The sequence below is a fragment of the Rhodococcus mengyinensis genome, from assembly GCF_048381435.1.
In the GTDB taxonomy this organism is placed as follows: Bacteria; Actinomycetota; Actinomycetes; order Mycobacteriales; family Mycobacteriaceae; genus Rhodococcus_F; species Rhodococcus_F opacus_D.
The window spans coordinates 1-18159 of sequence record NZ_JBLWIT010000114.1; the positions used below are offsets into that span (position 1 = coordinate 1).

The 18159-nt window shown below is 66.5% G+C and carries 15 protein-coding genes and 1 pseudogene; 8 read left to right on the top strand and 8 right to left on the bottom strand.

Annotation, left to right across the window (positions count from 1 at the left end):
* Window positions 1–864: pyridoxal 5'-phosphate synthase lyase subunit PdxS (gene pdxS, locus ACNJ7E_RS24550; protein ID WP_418340016.1), on the top strand; the 864-nt coding region annotated here is incomplete at its 5' end.
* Window positions 865–942: 78 nt separating this feature from the next.
* Here the strand turns inward: pdxS and ACNJ7E_RS24555 are convergent.
* From ACNJ7E_RS24555 to ACNJ7E_RS24570, 4 genes are read right to left on the bottom strand one after another with little or no spacing between them, the layout of a single operon-like run.
* Window positions 943–1626, bottom strand: a complete 684-nt coding sequence (locus tag ACNJ7E_RS24555) for a phosphonatase-like hydrolase (protein ID WP_418341182.1) — start codon at window positions 1624–1626, stop codon at window positions 943–945.
* Window positions 1627–1670: 44 nt separating this feature from the next.
* Window positions 1671–3377 (bottom strand): cobaltochelatase CobT-related protein, encoded by a 1707-nt coding sequence (locus tag ACNJ7E_RS24560; protein WP_418341183.1) that lies wholly within the window; start codon window positions 3375–3377, stop codon window positions 1671–1673.
* Between the two features lie 10 nt (window positions 3378–3387).
* On the bottom strand, window positions 3388–4356 hold the full coding sequence (locus tag ACNJ7E_RS24565; protein ID WP_280779190.1) for an AAA family ATPase: 969 nt from the start codon (window positions 4354–4356) through the stop codon (window positions 3388–3390).
* Window positions 4357–4366: 10 nt separating this feature from the next.
* Window positions 4367–5200 carry an IclR family transcriptional regulator gene (locus ACNJ7E_RS24570; RefSeq protein WP_280779191.1) on the bottom strand — a complete coding sequence of 278 codons (834 nt, stop codon included), beginning with the start codon at window positions 5198–5200 and terminating at the stop codon, window positions 4367–4369.
* A gap of 199 nt (window positions 5201–5399) precedes the next feature.
* Here ACNJ7E_RS24570 and xsc point away from each other — a divergent pair, with 199 nt between their 5' ends.
* Both xsc and ACNJ7E_RS24580 read left to right on the top strand, forming a co-directional pair.
* Window positions 5400–7208: a sulfoacetaldehyde acetyltransferase gene (gene xsc, locus ACNJ7E_RS24575; RefSeq protein WP_280779192.1), complete on the top strand. Its 1809-nt coding sequence runs from the start codon at window positions 5400–5402 to the stop codon at window positions 7206–7208.
* Between the two features lie 163 nt (window positions 7209–7371).
* Window positions 7372–8127: a TSUP family transporter gene (locus tag ACNJ7E_RS24580; RefSeq protein ID WP_317570552.1), complete on the top strand. Its 756-nt coding sequence runs from the start codon at window positions 7372–7374 to the stop codon at window positions 8125–8127.
* A gap of 51 nt (window positions 8128–8178) precedes the next feature.
* Here ACNJ7E_RS24580 and ACNJ7E_RS24585 read toward each other — a convergent pair whose 3' ends face one another.
* The 4 genes from ACNJ7E_RS24585 to ACNJ7E_RS24600 form a co-directional block, all read right to left on the bottom strand.
* Entirely contained in the window at window positions 8179–9546 is a 1368-nt protein-coding gene (locus ACNJ7E_RS24585) for an MFS transporter (protein WP_418341184.1), read from the bottom strand.
* The gene (locus tag ACNJ7E_RS24590) at window positions 9543–10814 is read right to left on the bottom strand and encodes a hydroxyacid-oxoacid transhydrogenase (RefSeq protein WP_283352323.1); all 1272 of its coding nucleotides are present in this window, start codon (window positions 10812–10814) and stop codon (window positions 9543–9545) included. Before ACNJ7E_RS24590 ends, ACNJ7E_RS24585 begins: the two co-directional genes overlap by 4 nt.
* A 183-nt stretch (window positions 10815–10997) precedes the next feature.
* The gene (locus ACNJ7E_RS24595; protein WP_283352322.1) at window positions 10998–11780 is read right to left on the bottom strand and encodes an IclR family transcriptional regulator; all 783 of its coding nucleotides are present in this window, start codon (window positions 11778–11780) and stop codon (window positions 10998–11000) included.
* Window positions 11781–11880: 100 nt separating this feature from the next.
* A complete protein-coding gene (locus ACNJ7E_RS24600; RefSeq protein ID WP_418341185.1) occupies window positions 11881–13062 on the bottom strand; it encodes a PucR family transcriptional regulator in 1182 nt (393 codons plus the stop codon).
* Between the two features lie 179 nt (window positions 13063–13241).
* Here ACNJ7E_RS24600 and ACNJ7E_RS24605 point away from each other — a divergent pair, with 179 nt between their 5' ends.
* The 5 genes and pseudogenes from ACNJ7E_RS24605 to ACNJ7E_RS24625 form a co-directional block, all read left to right on the top strand.
* A complete protein-coding gene (locus ACNJ7E_RS24605) occupies window positions 13242–13499 on the top strand; it encodes a DUF3311 domain-containing protein (RefSeq protein WP_095868594.1) in 258 nt (85 codons plus the stop codon).
* On the top strand, window positions 13496–14992 hold the full coding sequence (locus tag ACNJ7E_RS24610) for a sodium:solute symporter family protein (RefSeq protein ID WP_418341186.1): 1497 nt from the start codon (window positions 13496–13498) through the stop codon (window positions 14990–14992). Before ACNJ7E_RS24605 ends, ACNJ7E_RS24610 begins: the two co-directional genes overlap by 4 nt.
* Window positions 14992–16596 (top strand): amidohydrolase, encoded by a 1605-nt coding sequence (locus ACNJ7E_RS24615; RefSeq protein WP_418341187.1) that lies wholly within the window; start codon window positions 14992–14994, stop codon window positions 16594–16596. The genes ACNJ7E_RS24610 and ACNJ7E_RS24615 overlap by 1 nt, the downstream gene beginning before the upstream one ends.
* Before the next feature lie 103 nt (window positions 16597–16699).
* Window positions 16700–16901: pseudogene (locus ACNJ7E_RS24620) on the top strand (ATP-dependent DNA ligase); the annotation flags it as partial.
* Window positions 16902–17329: 428 nt separating this feature from the next.
* Window positions 17330–18159: IS30 family transposase (locus ACNJ7E_RS24625; protein WP_418341188.1), on the top strand; the 830-nt coding region annotated here is incomplete at its 3' end.

The window sequence follows — 18159 nt, forward strand, 5'->3', positions numbered from 1 at the left end:
CGCGTCAAGCGTGGCATGGCCGAGATGTTGAAGGGCGGGGTCATCATGGACGTCGTCACCCCCGATCAGGCGAAGATCGCCGAGGACGCCGGTGCGGTCGCGGTGATGGCGCTCGAGCGGGTGCCCGCGGACATCCGGGCGCAGGGTGGGGTGTCCCGGATGAGTGATCCGGACATGATCGACGGCATCATCTCCGCGGTGTCGATCCCGGTGATGGCCAAGGCCCGGATCGGGCACTTCGTGGAGGCGCAGATCCTGCAGTCCCTCGGGGTCGACTACGTCGACGAGTCGGAGGTGCTGACCCCGGCCGACTACGCCAATCACATCGACAAGTGGCAGTTCACCGTCCCGTTCGTGTGTGGTGCCACCAATCTGGGTGAGGCGCTGCGGCGGATCACCGAGGGTGCGGCGATGATCCGGTCCAAGGGTGAGGCCGGTACCGGTGACGTGTCGAACGCGACCACGCACATGCGGACGATCGGTGGGGAGATCCGCCGGTTGACCTCGCTGAGCGAGGACGAGCTGTATGTGGCGGCGAAGGAGTTGCAGGCCCCGTACGATCTGGTCGTCGAGGTCGCCAAGGCCGGGAAGTTGCCGGTCACGATGTTCACCGCCGGTGGCATCGCCACCCCGGCGGATGCGGCGATGATGATGCAGCTCGGTGCGGAGGGTGTGTTCGTCGGGTCGGGGATCTTCAAGTCGGGTAACCCGGCGGAGCGGGCCGCGGCGATCGTGAAGGCGACCACGTTCTTCGACGACCCGGACGTGCTGGCGAAGGTCTCCCGTGGGCTGGGTGAGGCGATGGTCGGGATCAACGTCGACGACATCCCCGTCCCGCACCGGCTCGCCGAACGCGGCTGGTGACGTAGGTAATCCCGCTCTTCCGGAACCACTGTGGGCCGGTTCCGCTGTCGTGCAGCAGAACCGGCCCACAGTCGTCGTTCAGCCCAGCAGTTCGGGGATCTTCGCTGCGCTCTCCAGGATGTGCGTGTGGGGCTCCGGACGCAGCGTCGCAGCGTCGTGCGCGCCGGTCAGAACACCCACCACGTACCGCGCCCCGGCGTTCGTCCCCGCCCGGAGGTCGTTCGGGGTGTCACCACCCACCAGCACCTCGTCGACGCTCTGTACTCCGGCGATCTCCATGGCGCGGAAGATGAGATAGGGCGACGGTCTGCTCATCCGCACCTGGTCGCTCGTGATCACACCGTCGATGTCCCGCCCGATCTCCCACCCGACCTGCTCCAGCAGCGGTTCCGCGATCTGGCGTGAATAGCCGGTCTGGAGAACGATCTTGATGCCGTTCTGCCGCAACGCACCGAAGGCGTCGTGAACCCCAGGCAGTGCGGTGGGCGGTGTCTTCCGGTACGCAGCCAGAAGCATTGCGGTGAAATCGGATTCGACGGAATCCAGAACATTCTTCTCGGCCGGCACCCCGCTCTCCCGCAGCAGTCCCTCGATGGCCTGCCGCTTGCCGGTGCCCTTCCACCGGTCGAACCGATCGTCCGGAATCGGCTCGCCGAGGTGCTTCTCGACGGTGTCGCGCAACGCGACGTACACGGCGCCGCCTTCGTCGACGCTCGTTCCGGCAATGTCCAAGGTGACCAGGGAAACCCCGTGTGCGGTCATGGGTGTGACTCCTTCACTGTTGCGCCACTGGCAGGTGCTGGCTGTCAGTGGCCGATCATCGACAGCACGTCGGCAATGACGTCGCTGTTGGTACCGCGCGTCAGATCGAGTGTCCGGCAGCGGTCGTAGTACGGGCTCAGATCCAGCCCGACTCCCAGTCCGTACACCTCGACGGCCCGCTCGTCCTCGTGTCGCTCGACCACGTCCTGTAGGTGGTGGTCCAGGTAGAACTCGTCGTTGGCCAGGGCGGTGGCGCCGTCCAGTGGGCTTCCGTCCGAGATCACGAACAGGAGCCTCCGGCCCTGGGGGTCCCGCATCCGGGAGCACGCCCAGTCGACGGCCTCACCGTCGACGCCCTCTTTGAACAGGTCGTTCTTCAGCAGCCCCGCGATCGCGGGACGGGCTCGGCGCCAGGTAGTCTCGGCGTCCTTGAACACCAGCTGCCGGACCTCGTTGAGGCGTCCCGGGTTGCGCGGACGGCCGGACCGGAGCCAGTCTCGGCGGGCCCGTCCCCCGTTCCAAGCGGCGGTCGTGAAACCCAGGATCTCGCACCGGGCGTCGGCCAGTTCGAGTGCCCGGGCGAACACGTCGACCAGGACCGCAACCGGTTCGCCGAACTCCTTCATCGAACCCGAGCAGTCGATGAGGAAGGTCACCGTCGTGTCGGTGTGCGGCTCGGTGCGTTCGGCCCGGAAGAGTCTGCGCTCGGTGGGCGAGGTGACGAGCTGGGCGAGCCGGCGACCGTCGAGGTACCCCTCTTCCCGGCCGCCTTCCCATCCGTCGGGGACCGGTTCCGCGAGCAGCGCCTTCAGCTGCCGTCCGAGTCTCCGGACGTCGAGATGCTGCGTGTCGATGATGACGTCGAGTCGCCGGCGGTAGTCCTGGAGCAACTCGGGCCGGACGAGGGACGCGATCTGCCGGGTCTCGTCGTAGGCGCGGGTGAACACGCGGTATCCGTCTCCGCCCTCCCCCAGTGCGCGACTGCGTCCCGACACCGCGGTCGTGAAGGTCTCGTCGTCGTCGGGGTCGAAGTCGAACAGGAGGGAGAACGCCGCCCGGCCGTCGCTCCCGTCGTCGGCCGAGACGTCCGTGCCGGCGGGTGACTCCAGGTGACGACCGATCAGCTCGGCGACGTCCTGCGCGTGGACCCCGAAGTCGTTTTGCGAGAGACGGGTTCGACGCAGCCACGGGAGGTGGTCGCCGAGGACGGAGGCAAGAGCGAACCGCGTCGATTCGATCAGGTCCTCGGTGGCCTCGGGTATCGGCTCGGCGGTGATCCGGGCCCGGCACATCTGCGTCACGGTGAACAGCAGCATCCCGTGCACGGTCTCGGTCAGCCCGGACGCCACGTAGTCCTGCGACCACTGCGTGAAGCGGTGGGAGAGGTTGGCGCGCACGCCACCCCACGCGTCGGCGGCCAGCGACTCGACGCGGAACTGTTCCAGGATCTCGAAGATCAGCCGACCCGCCGTGGCGTCCGGGCACAGGCTGCGATGCAGGACGGGGTCGGTGTGGAGGAGGCGCGACGCCATGCCGTCCGCCGCACCGCGGAAGGACGCGAAGTCGGCGCCGTCGAAGGACGGGTGCAGATGTGGGGCGGGCATCGGCACGCGCCGATGTCCGCGGTGGAGTTCCGGTCCGCGAAAGTGCAACCCACCCTGGCCCGCGAGGGCACGGATCGTGCCGGCACAGAGTTCGTGCACCTCCTGCTGACGGCGGACCGACGCGGGGCGCACGGGCAGTTCTGTCATCGCTGCCCGCTCAGGCCGTGCTCGTCGCGAGCATCGCCGACCGCTCCAGTTCCGAGTCGAAGCATCGCTGGAAGTACTCGGCGACGACGGGGCGCTCGGCCTCGTCGCACTTGTTGACGAACGACAACCGGAATGCCAGCGCCGGGTCGTGGAAGATCTCGATGTTCTCGGCCCAGGTGATCACCGTGCGCGGCGACATCAGCGTCGACAGGTCGCCGACCCGAAAACCGCTCCGGGTCAGGTTGGCCACGGCGACCATCGACCCGATCAGCTCCCGGCTCAGCGACGGCACCCGCGCGGACACGATCTCGATTTCCTGTTCCGCGGGGAGGTGATCGAGCGTCGCGACGATGTTCCAGCGATCGATCTGCGCGTGATTGAGCCGCTGCACGCCGTGATACAGCCCGTTGAGATTGCCCAGGCCGACGGTGTTGGCGGTGGCGAACAACCGGAAGGCCGGATGCGGAGTCAGGACCCTGTTCTGGTCGAGCAGGGTGAGTTTCCCGTCGCGTTCGAGGAGACGCTGGATGACGAACATGACATCGGGGCGGCCGGCGTCGTATTCGTCGAGGATGAGGGCGACGGGTCGCTGCAGTGCCCAGGGCAGGATGCCTTCCTGGAATTCGGTGACCTGCTTGCCGTCTCGCAGGACCACCGCGTCCCGGCCTATCAGGTCCAGCCGGCTGAGATGTCCGTCGAGGTTGACCCGCACACACGGCCAGTTGAGCCGCGCCGCGACCTGTTCGATGTGCGTTGACTTGCCGGTGCCGTGCAGACCCTGCACCATCACCCGGCGGTTGCGGTCGAACCCGGCGAGCAGGGCCGTGGTCACCGCGTGATCGAACCGGTACGCGGGGTCGATGTCGGGGACGTGGTCGGCGGGTTCGCGGAAGGCGCGCACCGTCAGGTCGGTGTCGAGTCCGAACAGCTCGCGTGCGGACAGCACGTGGCTGGGTGTCGCAGTGGTCATTTCGGGCATGCGCCCTCCTTCAGTTCAGGTCTGGCGAACCGTCGTCCGTGACCTCGTTCTCGATCTCACCGATGGCGTCGGCCGCCCGCCGCAACGCGGGCAGAAGCTTGAGCGCCTTGTCTGGGGTGAGTCGCATGACCGGGGCCTGGACTGCGATGCAGAGGTTGGAATTGCCTGTGGCACAGGGGACGAGTACCGCAGCGCACACGAGGCCGGGAAGGAACTCTTCGTCGTCGATGGCGTAACCGTCACGGCGGACCTGCTTGAGTTCGGTCTCGATCAGCTCGACGTCGGTGACCGTCTTGGTGGTGTACCTCTCGAGCGGCATCCGTCCGAGAAGTCGCCGGCGCTGGGCGGGGCTGAGCTGCGACAGGATCATCTTGCCGCTGGCCGAGCAGTGCGCGGGCACCCGCGATCCCGCATGAAGTGTAAAGCGAAGGGGCTCGGAGGTTTCCACGCGGTCGAGATACACCACTTCGCTACCCGACAGGGTGGTCACGTTGCAGCTTTCGCCGAGTTCCGCGACGAGGTTCCGGAGGATGGCGTGCCGCGCGCCGTGGTGGGTGTCGTTGAGCAGCAGATTTTCGGCGAAGCGTCGCAGGCGCACGCCGGTGCCGTAATGCCTGCCGTTGTTCTGCCGGGTGAGGAGTCCGGCGCCCTCGAGCTGCTGGAGCATGCGGTGCAGGGTCGGCTTGGCCATGCCCGTCTCTTCGACGAGCCCCTGCAACGTGAACAGCTGGTCCTTGGACGCGATCATCTCGAGCAGTGCGAACAGGCGGAGCGTCGGTGTGTCTCCGGGCAGCTCCGTAGTCGGGTGTCCGTTCGACTCGTCGATCCGGTGAATCTCACCCACGGTTCCTCCTTGGCCGAAACGGCGACGCATTCGCATCGTGTATCGAAAAATCATACATCTCGTTCCAGTTTTAGGAACATTCATTGACGAAGTGTGTGACGTGGCCTACTGTCGTTGCAGATCACAAAATCACGAACGAGACGTTCCGATTTTTGACATTCTCTGCCGGTTCCGGCGCGCCCTTGAAGGAGGATCACACATGAGCAAGAAGAAGAACGGTGCCGATCGCACCGCTGTCTCCGGTGTACAGAAGATGACACCGTCGGAGGCGTTCGTCGAGACGATGGTCGCCAACGGCGTCACCGACATGTTCGGCATCATGGGATCCGCCTTCATGGATGCGATGGACATCTTCGCTCCCGCCGGGATTCGGCTCGTCCCGGTCGTGCACGAGCAGGGCGCGGGACACATGGCCGACGGGTATGCCCGGGTCAGCGGGCGGCACGGCATGGTGATCGGGCAGAACGGTCCGGGTATCAGCAACTGCGTCACCGCGATCGCCGCCGCGTTCTGGGCGCACAGCCCCGTCGTCATCGTCACTCCCGAGGCCGGCACCATGGGAACGGGCCTGGGCGGCTTCCAGGAAGCCAACCAGCTGCCGATGTTCCAGGAGTTCACGAAGTACCAGGGGCACGTCAACAACCCGAAGCGCATGGCCGAGTTCACGGGCCGCTGCTTCGACCGCGCGATGTCCGAGATGGGCCCGACGCAGCTCAACATTCCGCGCGACTACTTCTACGGTGAGATCGAGACGGAGATCCCGCAGCCCACCCGCCTCGACCGCGGTCCCGGTGGCGAGACGAGCCTGAACGAGGCGGCGGAACTGCTGGCGCAGGCCGAGTTCCCGGTCATCGTGTCCGGCGGCGGCGTGGTGATGGCCGACGGTGTCGAGGAGTGCAAGGCACTCGCCGAGCGTCTCGGCGCCCCCGTCGTCAACAGCTACCTGCACAACGACTCGTTCCCCGCCAGCCACCCGCTGTGGACCGGACCGCTCGGCTACCAGGGGTCCAAGGCCGCGATGAAGCTGATCAGCCAGGCGGACGTGGTGCTAGCCCTCGGCACCCGCCTCGGCCCCTTCGGGACTCTCCCGCAGCACGGCATGGACTACTGGCCGAAGAATGCCAAGATCATCCAGATCGACGCCGACCACAAGATGCTCGGTCTGGTCAAGAAGATCTCCGTCGGGATCTGCGGTGACGCGAAGGCCGCTGCCGTCGCGCTCACCGAGCGGCTCGAGGGCAAGTCCCTCGTCTGCGACGGCAATCGTGCGGCACGCGGCGAGAAGATCGACGCCGAGAAGGCCGCGTGGGAGACGGAACTCGACGAATGGACGCACGAGCGCGATGCGTTCAGCCTCGACATGATCGCCGAACAGGAAGGCGAGGAAGGCAACTGGCTGCACCCGCGTCAGGTGCTGCGCGAGCTGGAGAAGGCGATGCCGGAAGACGTGATGGTGTCCACGGACATCGGCAACATCAACTCCGTCGCCAACAGCTACCTCCGGTTCGAGAAGCCGCGCAGCTTCCTCGCCCCGATGAGCTTCGGTAACTGCGGTTACGCGCTGCCGACCATCATCGGCGCGAAGGCGGCGGCACCGGAACGGCCCGCCATCGCCTACGCAGGCGACGGCGCATGGGGGATGAGCCTGGGCGAGATCATGACGGCTGTCCGGCACGACATCCCGGTCACCGCCGTCGTCTTCCACAACCGGCAGTGGGGTGCGGAGAAGAAGAACCAGGTCGACTTCTACAACCGCCGCTTCGTCGCGGGTGAGCTCGAGAGCGAGTCCTTCGCCGGGATTGCACAGGCGATGGGCGCCGAGGGCATCGTGGTGGACAAGCTCGAAGAGGTCGGTCCCGCACTGCAGCGCGCGGTCGCCGCACAGATGAACGAGGGCAAGACGACGGTCATCGAGATCATGTGCACCCGCGAACTCGGCGACCCCTTCCGCCGCGACGCGCTGTCGAAGCCGGTTCGCCTGCTCGACAAGTACAAGGACTACGTGTAGTCCGCTCCCTGCGAGCACGTGGCCCCCGGCGCAGTCGCCGGGGGCCACGTCCCGTGCCGTGCTGGTACCGACGATTCGCCGTCGTCTGGACCTGTCGCTTCGACGCCGCGACCCCCACACTTCTGACGGAGACAAACGGCGAACGGAAGCGGTGCAACAGGGTATGGCGGCAACAGTGTGGGATCTGTCGTTGCCTGCCCTCCTCTTCGCGCTCGGCGTGGTGGTGGCCGGCGGTGTCGTCCGCGGTTTCGGTGGGTTCGGTGGCGCGATGGTGTGGGTCGCGGGACTCGTCGTCCTGCTCCCCCCGACGTCGGTGATCCCCACCGTGTTCGTCCTCGAGGTCGTCGCGAGCGCCGCGATGCTGCCCCAGGTGTGGCGGCAGGTGCACTGGAAGTCGTTGCGCTGGTTGTTCGCCGGCACCCTGATCGGAATGCCGCTGGGGATGTGGGCGCTCACGCAACTGTCCGGTGACCTGGTGCGCGTCCTGCTGGGCGTCGCGATCATCGGCTCCGCCGTCGCCATGGCCGCTGTCCCCGACCGGCAGTCGCTGCCCGGCCCCGGGTTGACCACTGTGACGGGGGTGGCGTCCGGTCTCCTCAATGGCGGCTTCGCGCTCGGCGGTCCGCCCGCCGTCCTGATGTACTTCTCCGCGTCCACCCACGTGGCGGCCGGGCGCGCCTCGCTCGTCGTGTTCTTCCTCGTCATCGATGCGTTCGGCGCCGCGGGGTCGGCCGCCGGTGGTCTCCTCACCGTGCCCGTCCTCGCACAGATCGCCCTGTTCACGCCGCTCTGCATGTTCGGCGCCGCCGCGGGGAAATGGCTGTTCGACCGCACCACCGCCCAGCAGGTCCGTCAACGCGTGCTGTGGCTACTCGGCTTCCTCGGCGCCGCCGTCCTCGTGCAGGTGGCGTTGCGGTAGCGCGAGGCCCCGCTCTCGGTAGACCGAGGCGGGGCCACAGCAGCTTTAGTGTCAGGTCGGGGATATTTGTGACATGGCGGCGTTGTCAGGGTGTGAACTGCCGTCCTGGTCTTCCGTGTAGATGTCCCGGCGGCGGATTGCGAGCGTGCACAGCGTGCTGACCGCGCCCACCGCAACGATGTATCCCATGATCAGTGAGAGTCCTCCGCTCGCCGAGCCGAGGAGGGACGCGAGCACGAGCGGCGTCAGACCCGATGCGACGATTCCCGACAGCTGGTAGACGACAGAGATTCCGCTGTAGCGGACTCGGGTGGGGAAGAGTTCCGCGAACAGCGAGGACTCGGGGGCGTAGACGATCGGATAGAGGACGCCGAGGACCAGCACGATCGTGATGACGATGACAGCGGTATCTCCGGTGCCGATGAGCACGAAAGCGGGATAGGCTGCAGCCGTGAGAATCACGCTGCCCGCCGCGAACACATGTCTGCGGTCGTACCGGTCGGCGACCTTTCCGAAGACGGGAATGAAGACGATCATGGTCGCGGCCGCCGCCATCACTGCCAGAAGCAGGGTTTGACGGCTGAGGTGCAGCGTGCCGGTGCCGTAGGCGATCGCAAATACCGCCCACGTATTGAAGGCCACACCCTCGGCCCATCGACTGCCCATTCCCAGCACCATGTTTCGCCGTGACTGCGGGCTCTTGATCAGTTCCAAAGCAGGCACGGTGGCCTTCTCCTCCACCGTCTCGAGCTTGCGGAAGGCCGGGGTCTCCATGACCTTGAGGCGGATGAACAGGCCGACCGCCACCAGGATCGCGCTGAGCATGAAGGCGATCCGCCAACCCCAGTCCAGGAATGCGGCCTCGGACAGGGTCGAGTTGAGTGCCGCGAAGACACCCGTGCCCAACATCAAGCCGATTGCGAGACCGATCTGCGGCAGGCTTCCGTAGAACCCACGCTTACCGCGGGGTGCGTATTCGACGGCCATCAGGACTGCCCCACCCCATTCGCCGCCGATTGCGACTCCTTGTGCGAGCCGGAGCACCACCAGCAGAATCGGCGCGGCGATTCCGATCGTCGCGTACGTGGGGACGAGTCCGATCAGGCAGGTTGCCACACCCATGATCATCATGGTCGCGACCAGGGTTTTCTTCCGGCCGATGCGGTCGCCGATGTGACCGAAGATCAGACCGCCGAACGGCCGGGCCATGAATCCGATCGCGAACGTGGCGAACGCGAGCAATGTGCCGACGATCGGATCCGAACTGGGGAAGAACAGCTTGTCGAACACCAGGCCGGCGGCGATGCCGTAGAGGAAGAAGTCGTACCACTCCACCGTCGTTCCGACGATGCTCGAGGCTACGACGGTACGGATCTCGGACTTCGACGGTTCCTGGTCGGTGTCTCGCGGAAAAGTCACAACGACTCCCGGAATATGTCTGTGAGGGCGTTCCTCGTCACCGGTCGGGGCACGACCGCCAGCTGACGCGTCTGCTTCATCGTGCCATCCACCAGCGTCGCCAGGTGCTCTTCCCCGTAGCCGAAGCTTCGCAATCCCGATGGCATTTCGATGTCGGCCATCAGCTCGCTCAGTACGTGCGCAAGCGCGTCCGCTCCATCGGTGGCCGTGAATGTCCGTCCGGAGAGGAGCTCGGCCGCTCGCAGGTGCCTGCCGGGGTCGCTCGGGTAGGTCCATCGGAAAACTGCTGCGGCAGTGGCGGATACGGCCTGCCCGTGCGGCACCATGGGCATTCGAGGATAGCCCTCGGCCTGGTAGTTCTCGACGGCGCCGGCGACCGGGTACGCATTGGCGTGGGGCAGGTGGGTGCCAGCGTTGCCGAACCCTGTTCCGGCGGAGGTCGAGGCCAGCGCCATCTGGTAACGAGCTTCCAGGTCCCGTCCGTTCATCACCGCGCGTCGCAGGTACTTCCCCACCAACGACAGGGCCTGCTCGCACCAGGTGTCACTGATGGGGTTGGAACCGCAGAAGGCGGGGCGCTTCATCGGGTCTTCGGGCGCAGGTTTGGCGTCGAACCGGACGCTGGTGTAGCTCTCGAGCGCGTGAGAGAGTACATCCATTCCGCTCGCAGCGGTGACCTGCGAGGGCAGCGTGACGGTGGTCAGGGGATCGACTATTGCGAGCGTCGGTCGCAACTTGGGATGACTGACCCCGGCCTTCAAGTGCAAGCCGAGGAAGTCGATGACGCAGATCGTCGTCGATTCCGATCCGGTGCCCGCGGTGGTCGGTATGGCAATCAGGGGTTTGAGGGGAAGCCACGGCGCCTTACCTCCGCCGATGGGCGGAGTCACGTACTCGAGCAGTTCCCCGGGGTGAGTGGTGAGTAGGTTGACAGCCTTCGCGGTGTCGATCGCGGAACCTCCGCCGACTGCGATGTAGGAGTCCCACTCCCGTTCACGGGCGAAAGAGACGGCCTCCTCGATGCTCTGATCCGTGGGTTCCACTGCGACGCTGTCGAATACGTCCGACTTGATTCCTGCGGCGATCAGCTGATCGCGAATGCGGTCGGGGATCCCGGTGTCTCGAACGCCCGGGTCGGTGATCACCAAACAGGATTCCGATCCCAGTGCGGACAGTTCGGCGCCGACCTCGTCCAGAGCGCCGATGCCGAATTTCAATGGGGGTGCCGCCCAGGTGAAGACGCTCTCGTTCTCGTTCGATCGGTACATCGTTGAGACTCCTTCGCTGTCACAATGTAGGGATAGTCCCCACACTGTGAACCGACGATAGGCCAGCGACGTGGATATGTGAAGTGCCTCACAAGAAGAATTCGAGGGATCCAGCACACAGCGGATCGCGACGCCACGGAACGGCGGCCGCGCCAAACACCCGGGCCGTGGGAGAGCCTCGGGTCAGTGAGACATCGCCCGGTTGACCGGGACGAATTGGGATACTTCCTTCGCCGCCTGGACAATGCGGTCTCCGAGCGTCCGTACCCTCGACTTGGGCATTCGGACGGTGGGGACCTGAATCACCAGCGCAGCCTGCGCGTACCCGTCCGCGTCCAGAATAGGTGCGCCTACGCAACGCACACCCTCGACGTTCTCCTGCTCGTCGATGCTGTACCCGCGGACCCGGATCTCCCGGAGTTGCTCCGAGAGTTCACGGGGAGTACTCAAGCTGTGCGGAGTGACCTTGGCGAGCGTGGCGGGAAGCGACTTGACGTACGTCTCGGCGTGTGGCGAGAACGCCAGAATCGCCTTGCCCGAAGCCGTCGTGTACAGGGGAAACCGGGCGCCCGTGTGCTGCTCGAACCGCAACGGGAGCGTCGACTGCACCCGCATCATCACCACCGATTCCGGCCCCTGACGGATGGAAAGGTTCACGGATTCCTGGGTCTCGGAATTGAGCTGCTCCAGGATGGGAAGCGCCTTGTCCATGCCGAACCCGCGCTGGGCGGCCTGGCCGAGCAGTACCGTTCCACTGCCGAGGTAGTAGCTGTCGGACATCGGATTCCGCGCTACGAGACCCTCGGCGATCAGGGCCCGGATGAGTCTGTTGGCCGTACCGGACGACAACTGGAGTTCTGCCGCGATAGCACTGCCGGTGAGTTCGTCGGGTGAAGATGCGAGCAACTTGAGCACGGCCAGCGCACGTCCGACGGATTGTGTGCCCGCAGGCAGTTCTTCGCTCACCACGCAATCCCATCTTCGTCCGACCTGCCGGCGAGTCGATGTTACCCGCTCGGCCGATGACCGAGGCGCAGATCTTGTCGCAGTTGGGGCCGGTAGACCGCTATTCCCCCGCGGTGTCGGAGGGCGTGTCGCCCGAATCGCGCTGGAACAGAGTCAGACTCGCCACCGACCGCTGCAGGCCGTCGAGGGTCCGGGGATCCCAGCCGGTCAGCTGTTGCCAGCGGTCGAGCCGGTAGGTGATCGAGTTCGCATGCAGGTGGATGTCCCGCCCGGCCGCGCTGATGGAGAATTCGTTGCGGGCGAAGGCCAGTACCGCCTCGACGAGGTGCGGATGGTCCGCGGCGACGGCGACACCCGGCTCCAGCAGCGTGGCGAGCTCGTCGCGATGGTCGGCCAGGGTGGCGGCAACCCATTCGTCGGCGAAACGGACCACCTCGCCGGTAGGCGAGGCCAGATGCAGGACGCGGCGCGCGTCCGTGATGCTCATCGCCGCGCCGGCCAGGCCGGGGCGGCCCAGTCCGACTCCGACCGTTGTCCCCGGGTGGCCGAGCCGGACCTCGCGGATGATGTCGTCGACCGGTGCGCGCTGGCTCAGCGCGATGATGACGGTGCCGTGCCCGCTGCATTGAGTGGTGCCCGGGATCGTGTCCAGGGTGCGTTGCAGCCTTTCGAGCTGCGCTTCCGACCACTCCTCCGCGGCGACACACACCGCTTGGAACTCGTGCTGCGGTGTGAAACCCAGCGCCTCTGCCAGCTCGCGCACATCACGGTGGTCGCCGTCGACCGACCTCGCGAGGGCCTCGAAGAACCGGTATCGCACTCCCGCGCGGATGGCCTGTTCGCTTCGGGTCGCGTCGGTGTGTCCGACGGCGACCGCGCTGGTGGCGGTGTGGACGAGATCCCACATCATCCCGCCCGCGCGCAGCAGGTCGGTTGTCGGCTCGGCGGCGGTGGCCACCATCGTGTTCCACAATTCGCGGGACGCGATGTGGTACGTCTCGATGACGTCGGACAGTGGCAAACCCTGCATGGCCCGGCGCCTGCCGAGCTGACGCGAACGCTCGAGGACGTCGTCGGCGAGAGGCTCGCTCTCCGCGAGGGCGCGCAACGTCGCCGCGAGCTGCCGACTGATGTATCCGCGCTGCTCGTCGATCGGTACGGCGGCGTACGACTGCAATTCTGCGCGGATCTGACCCACCGCTCGGTCGGTTACCGATTCGATCTCCTCCGAGACCTGCCGGCACAGCCGCTGGATCGTGTCTTCACCCACGGACTCGGGCACCCTCTCCCTCGTTTTCCGCACTCCCGTGAAATTCACGAACCGCCTCGGCGTTTTCCGGGATTCGCCCATGGCCCGAGGGGAGTGATTCAGACCACACTAGTGCCAGAGTGCACGTCGCCCGGCACCGGACCCAACCCGCGACGCCGGTGGACGCAGTCGGAATAGGAGACAAAACAATCATGTCCAACGAGGCAAAAAGCGCCTTACTCGCGATAGGTGTCCCGTTCGCCGGGGTTCTGGGCGGCATAGTCGCGCTGTCCGGATCCACGGCCACGGTCTTCGGAGTCCCCATCCTGTTCGCGTGGTTGTTCCTGTGGATGCCGCTCACCTCGCTGTGCCTCCATCTCGCCTGGAAGCTTTTCGACCGCAAGGACTTCGAAGCTGCCGAGCGCGCCGAATCGGCCGCTACGAGCGCTCGGACGGGAGACCAGTCATGACCGCGGCCTTCTTCACCCTCGTGCTCGTCCTCGCCCTCGGGGCAGGCGTGCTGTCGCGGCGCGGCAGCAAGAAGGAGATCTCCGACTACCTGGTGGGTGGCCGGTCGTTCGGTCCGCTGCTGGTCTTCATCCTGGGGGCGGGCGAGGCGTACAGCATCGGCACCCTGATCGGTTTCCCCGGCGGCGTGTACGCGCACGGGGCGAGCTACGGCGTCTGGTTCATCGGGTACATCCTGCTGGCCTACCCGATCGGATACTTCTTCGCGCCCTACCTCTGGCGCGCGGGTAAGAGATACGGCGCCATGACCCTGCCCGATGTGGCCGGGCGCCACTTCCGGTCGCGTGGGCTGGAATTGACGATCGCCATCGCCTCGGTCGTATTCCTCATCCCGTGGGGCCAGCTTCAGCTCGCCGGACTGCAGATCGCGCTGACCGGTCTGGGTATCTCCATCGACCCCACCGTCGCGGTCTTCGCAGGCGCGGCCCTCGCGCTGCTGTTCCTCATGTTGTCCGGGGTGCGCGCCCCCGCATTCGTGTCGTACGTCAAGGACACCGCCCTGTTGCTCGGCGCCGTCCTGATCGGACTGGCGGCAGTGATCGAGACCGGTGGCACCGAGAAACTGTTCGCCGCAGCGGCAGCCAGTGGTGGCGGCTCGGCCTCGCACTCCACGGTCACCGGGTCGTCACTGACCTTCGTCCTGACGACGATCGTGTTCCAATCGGTCGGGTTCTTCATCTTCCCGATCATCGTGCAGGCCGTGCTCGCGGCGAAGTCCGAGGCGACGATCAAGCGGGTCGCCAAGTTCAATCCCCTGTACATGCTCATGTACCCGTTCCTCGTCGCCGCCGCCTTCGGGGCGATCACGCTGCTGCCCACGAAGCTCGAGGGCACGGAATCCGACCAGGTGCTCCTGCAGTTGTCGCGACAACTGCTGCCCGACTGGCTGACCGGCGTCGTCGCAGGCGGCGCGGCCCTCTGCGCGATCGTGGTCCTGTGCGGGGCGGCCCTCGGAATCGGCGCGATCGTGTCGCGCAACATCATTCCCGGGATCCCGGAATCCCGCCAACGGGTCTGGGTGCGTGGAGTCGTCGTGGCGTACCTCGGGATCTCACTCCTGCTCACCCTCGCGACACCTCAGCTCCTGCTCACCCTGGTCAACACGGCGTACTACGGCGTCACCCAGGCCGCGGTGGTCTTCGCGACGATGGTCTTCGGATGGAAGCTGCGACCCGCCGCCCTCGCCATGGGCGTGGTGCTCGGCGACGTCGTGGTGCTGTGGCTGTATCTCGACAAGCACGGCCCGGTGTCCGTGTGGCTCGCCGAGCACGGTGTCAATCTCGGCGCGGCCGCCCTGGTCCTCAACATCCTCTTCGTGGTGTCGACGCGGGTGTTCTGGCCACCCACCGATCCCGTCCGCGGCCTTCGCGCCGACGGCCGAACGTCCGGCACCTCCGCGGGATCCGTGGCCGCACGCAGCGAAGTGGGTGCCTGATGTCCAGGACACTGCTCACCGCCGATTCCATTCACACGCAGGACCCGTCGTCGCCGACTGTCGAAGCGCTGGTCATCGACGGAGCCGATGTGATCGCCACCGGCACCAGGAAGGACATGGCCGACCGCGCCGGAATCGGCGCCCGCCGCCTCGACCTGCCCGGGGCCACGGTGATCCCGGGTCTCATCGAATCGCACATCCACCCCACCTACGCCGGCCTCACCGACGGCTGGGCGGACTGCCGGACACCACCGTGCCGGTCGATCGCCGACATCCAGCAGGCGTTGCGCGCCGCGGCCGCCGGCAGCGGATGGATCAGGGGGTGGGGTTACGACGACACCCAGATCGCCGAGGGGCGGCATCCGACCCGGACGGATCTCGACGCCGTCAGCACCGATCGCCCGGTCATCGTCCTGCACATCTGCGGGCACTTCGCCGTCGCCAACACCGCCGCACTCGCGGTCGCAGGCATCGACGAATCCACGGTGCCGGTGGACGACCCGCTCTTCCCCCGCGGGGCCGACGGCCGTCTGACCGGGATGGCGTGGGAAATCGATGCGGTGGCAAGGCTCACCGCGGCGGTTCCCGCGCTGACCGAGCAGGAGGTCAACGGCGCCCTGCTTCGCAGCCTGCTGTCGGCGCGGTCGCGGGGCATCACCACCATCCACGATCTCGGGGTGGGTCTCTCGGCCGGCGAGCAGGAGCTGACCGCCTACCGCTCGCTGGACGCGTCGGGTGAGCTGCCGGTGCACGTCGTCGGGTTCCTGCGCGGTGACATGGCGCTCGAGGCCCTCGACGACCGCGGAGTCACGTTCGAGCACACACCCGGGGCCGGCGCACGCTTCCGGCTGGCCGGCGCGAAGTTCTGGGCCGACGGGTCGATCCAGGGGCTGTCCGCCGCCCTCCGCACGCCGTACGCGTGTGACCCCAGCCATCACGGCGACCTGCTCTACCCGCAGGCGCAACTCGACGAGATGATCCTGCGGGTGCATAGTGCGGGCGGTCAGGTCGCCGTGCACGCCAACGGCGACGCGGCGGTCGGTGCCGCGATCACCTCGCTGCGGAGGGCGCAAGCCACCGACGGCCGGGTGGGACGGCACCGCATCGAACACTGCCAGGTGAGCGCACCGAGCGACCTGGCCGCGATCCGGGAAGCCGAACTCGGGGTGAGTTTCTTCGTCAACCACGTCTTCTACTGGGGCGACCGCCACCGCGACCGGTTCCTCGGTGCCGAGCGCGCCGCCGAGATGGATCCCCTCGCCTGCGCCGACGAACTGGGGCTGCGATTCGGACTGCATTCGGACTGCCCGATCACCCCGATGGACCCGCTCGCGACCATCAGGACCGCGGTCACCAGGATGACGAGGGGCGGCACCGTGCTCGGCGGGAACCAGCGGATCGGAGTGGATCGCGCGATCCGGGCCATGACCATCGACAGCGCGTACCTGGTGCACGACGAGACCCGTGTCGGAACCTTGACGGCGGGCCGCCGTGCGGACCTGGTGGCGCTCGACGGCAGCCTCGGGGATCTCGCGGACGGCACCACCGAAATCCCCCGTCCCACAATGGTCATGATCGACGGAGAAGCGGCGGACATGCGCTAAGTCCGAACGTAAGTGCCTCAGCTGAAACCGAACCCGTCCTCGCCGATCAGGCGAGGGCGGGTTCCGGCTACCGGCGGAAACTCCGGGTGAGCTCCCGGAGGCAATGGGCGGCGGCTGGGCGGGGGAAATGAAGTACGACGGGTGCCGCCTCGTGGCTGCGGTCGGCGGCGGCGAGCCGCCGGTGTTGTGGACCCGCAACCTCAACGTCGTCACCTCCTCGTACCCGGAGGTGGCCGAAGACCCTGCGCCCGCCTACGGCCCTGCGACGGCAGGTGCCGGTGACCTACCTTCCTTTCGGCGTTCTTTACCGGACTACGGGCTACTCCCCATCGCCTGCCTCGATGAGGCGAGATACCAAGCGCCGATTGCAACCTGATCGAGGGCGTCGCGTAGTAGCAACTATCGCAATGTGTGCGTTCGTCGACGCGAGTCGAAACCGGACGAGCACACCGTCGGCGCCGAGGGTGATCCGGTGCAGCATCGACCGTCCTAGCCGTCGTAGAACGGCGATTCCAGACCTGTTTCGAGGATTGAGGGGCGGTCTGCGCTCACCCAATTACCGACTCGACAATGACCCGGTTAGCGCCCCGGCAATGAGAATCTCACCGGACGGTGCTATCGGGTTCCTACTGGTCAGTGAGTTTCAGTCAGGGCCCGGCTTTCGGGACGTGCCGGTCAGCGTTCCTTGGGTTCGTGCGGTGATCGCAACACCACTGATCAAAGGGTGTTGCACATGGCGAAATATTCTCATCGGATGGTTCCGGAGATCTTTCAGACGTTCTGGTCGGGGATGGCGGCGGGTGAGTTCATCACGGGCGCGGCCGAGGCGGCCGGCTCGTATCGCAAACAGGGTGCTCGGTGGCTCGCGGCCTGTGGTGGGGTGCGTCCCCGGCGTGGCCGCAACCTCAAGGGCCGGTGTTTGACGTTCGCGGAGCGGGAAGAGATCGCCATCGGCATCGCCGCAGGTCACACGCTTCGTGAGATCGCGAAAGCCTTGAACCGGAGTCCGTCGACGATCTCACGCGAGATCGCCCGCAATCGTGAGCCGTCCGGGCGGTACCGAGCCAGATCGGCTCACGCAGCCGCCTACCATCGGGCCTCGCGGCCCAAGCCGTCCAAGCTCGCCATCAATCCGTCGCTGCGCGAGACGGTCGAGAAATCCCTGACCGAGCGCCACTCACCCGAGCAGATCGCGGGCCGCCTCCGACTCGATTTCCCCGACGATCCACAGATGCGGGTGAGCACCGAGACCATCTACCAATCGCTCTACCAACCCTCCCGCGGCGGACTCGAACACACCCTCACTCGATCGTTGCGGACCGGACGTGGGCTGCGCCGACCCAGTCGGAAGGCCGGCCAGCGCAAGAATCGGATCCCCGACATGGCCAACATTGCGGACCGCCCCAAAGACGTGAAAGACCGTGCAGTACCGGGACATTGGGAGGGTGATCTCATTGTCGGCAAACGGAATCTGAGCGCGATCGGCACACTCGTCGAACGTTCGACCGGCACCGTCATGCTCGTTCATCTGCCCGACGGATACAAGCCCGAGCAGACCGCGCC

Bases quoted from the DNA above. Each gene is read 5' to 3' on its own strand.
- ACNJ7E_RS24615 (WP_418341187.1), top strand. From the start codon at position 14,992: ATGTCCAGGACACTGCTCACCGCCGATTCCATTCACACGCAGGACCCG.
- ACNJ7E_RS24565 (WP_280779190.1), bottom strand. From the start codon at position 4,356: ATGCCCGAAATGACCACTGCGACACCCAGCCACGTGCTGTCCGCACGC.
- ACNJ7E_RS24610 (WP_418341186.1), top strand. From the start codon at position 13,496: ATGACCGCGGCCTTCTTCACCCTCGTGCTCGTCCTCGCCCTCGGGGCA.
- ACNJ7E_RS24560 (WP_418341183.1), bottom strand. From the start codon at position 3,377: ATGACAGAACTGCCCGTGCGCCCCGCGTCGGTCCGCCGTCAGCAGGAG.
- ACNJ7E_RS24580 (WP_317570552.1), top strand. From the start codon at position 7,372: ATGGCGGCAACAGTGTGGGATCTGTCGTTGCCTGCCCTCCTCTTCGCG.
- xsc (WP_280779192.1), top strand. From the start codon at position 5,400: ATGAGCAAGAAGAAGAACGGTGCCGATCGCACCGCTGTCTCCGGTGTA.
- ACNJ7E_RS24555 (WP_418341182.1), bottom strand. From the start codon at position 1,626: ATGACCGCACACGGGGTTTCCCTGGTCACCTTGGACATTGCCGGAACG.
- ACNJ7E_RS24605 (WP_095868594.1), top strand. From the start codon at position 13,242: ATGTCCAACGAGGCAAAAAGCGCCTTACTCGCGATAGGTGTCCCGTTC.
- ACNJ7E_RS24590 (WP_283352323.1), bottom strand. From the start codon at position 10,814: ATGTACCGATCGAACGAGAACGAGAGCGTCTTCACCTGGGCGGCACCC.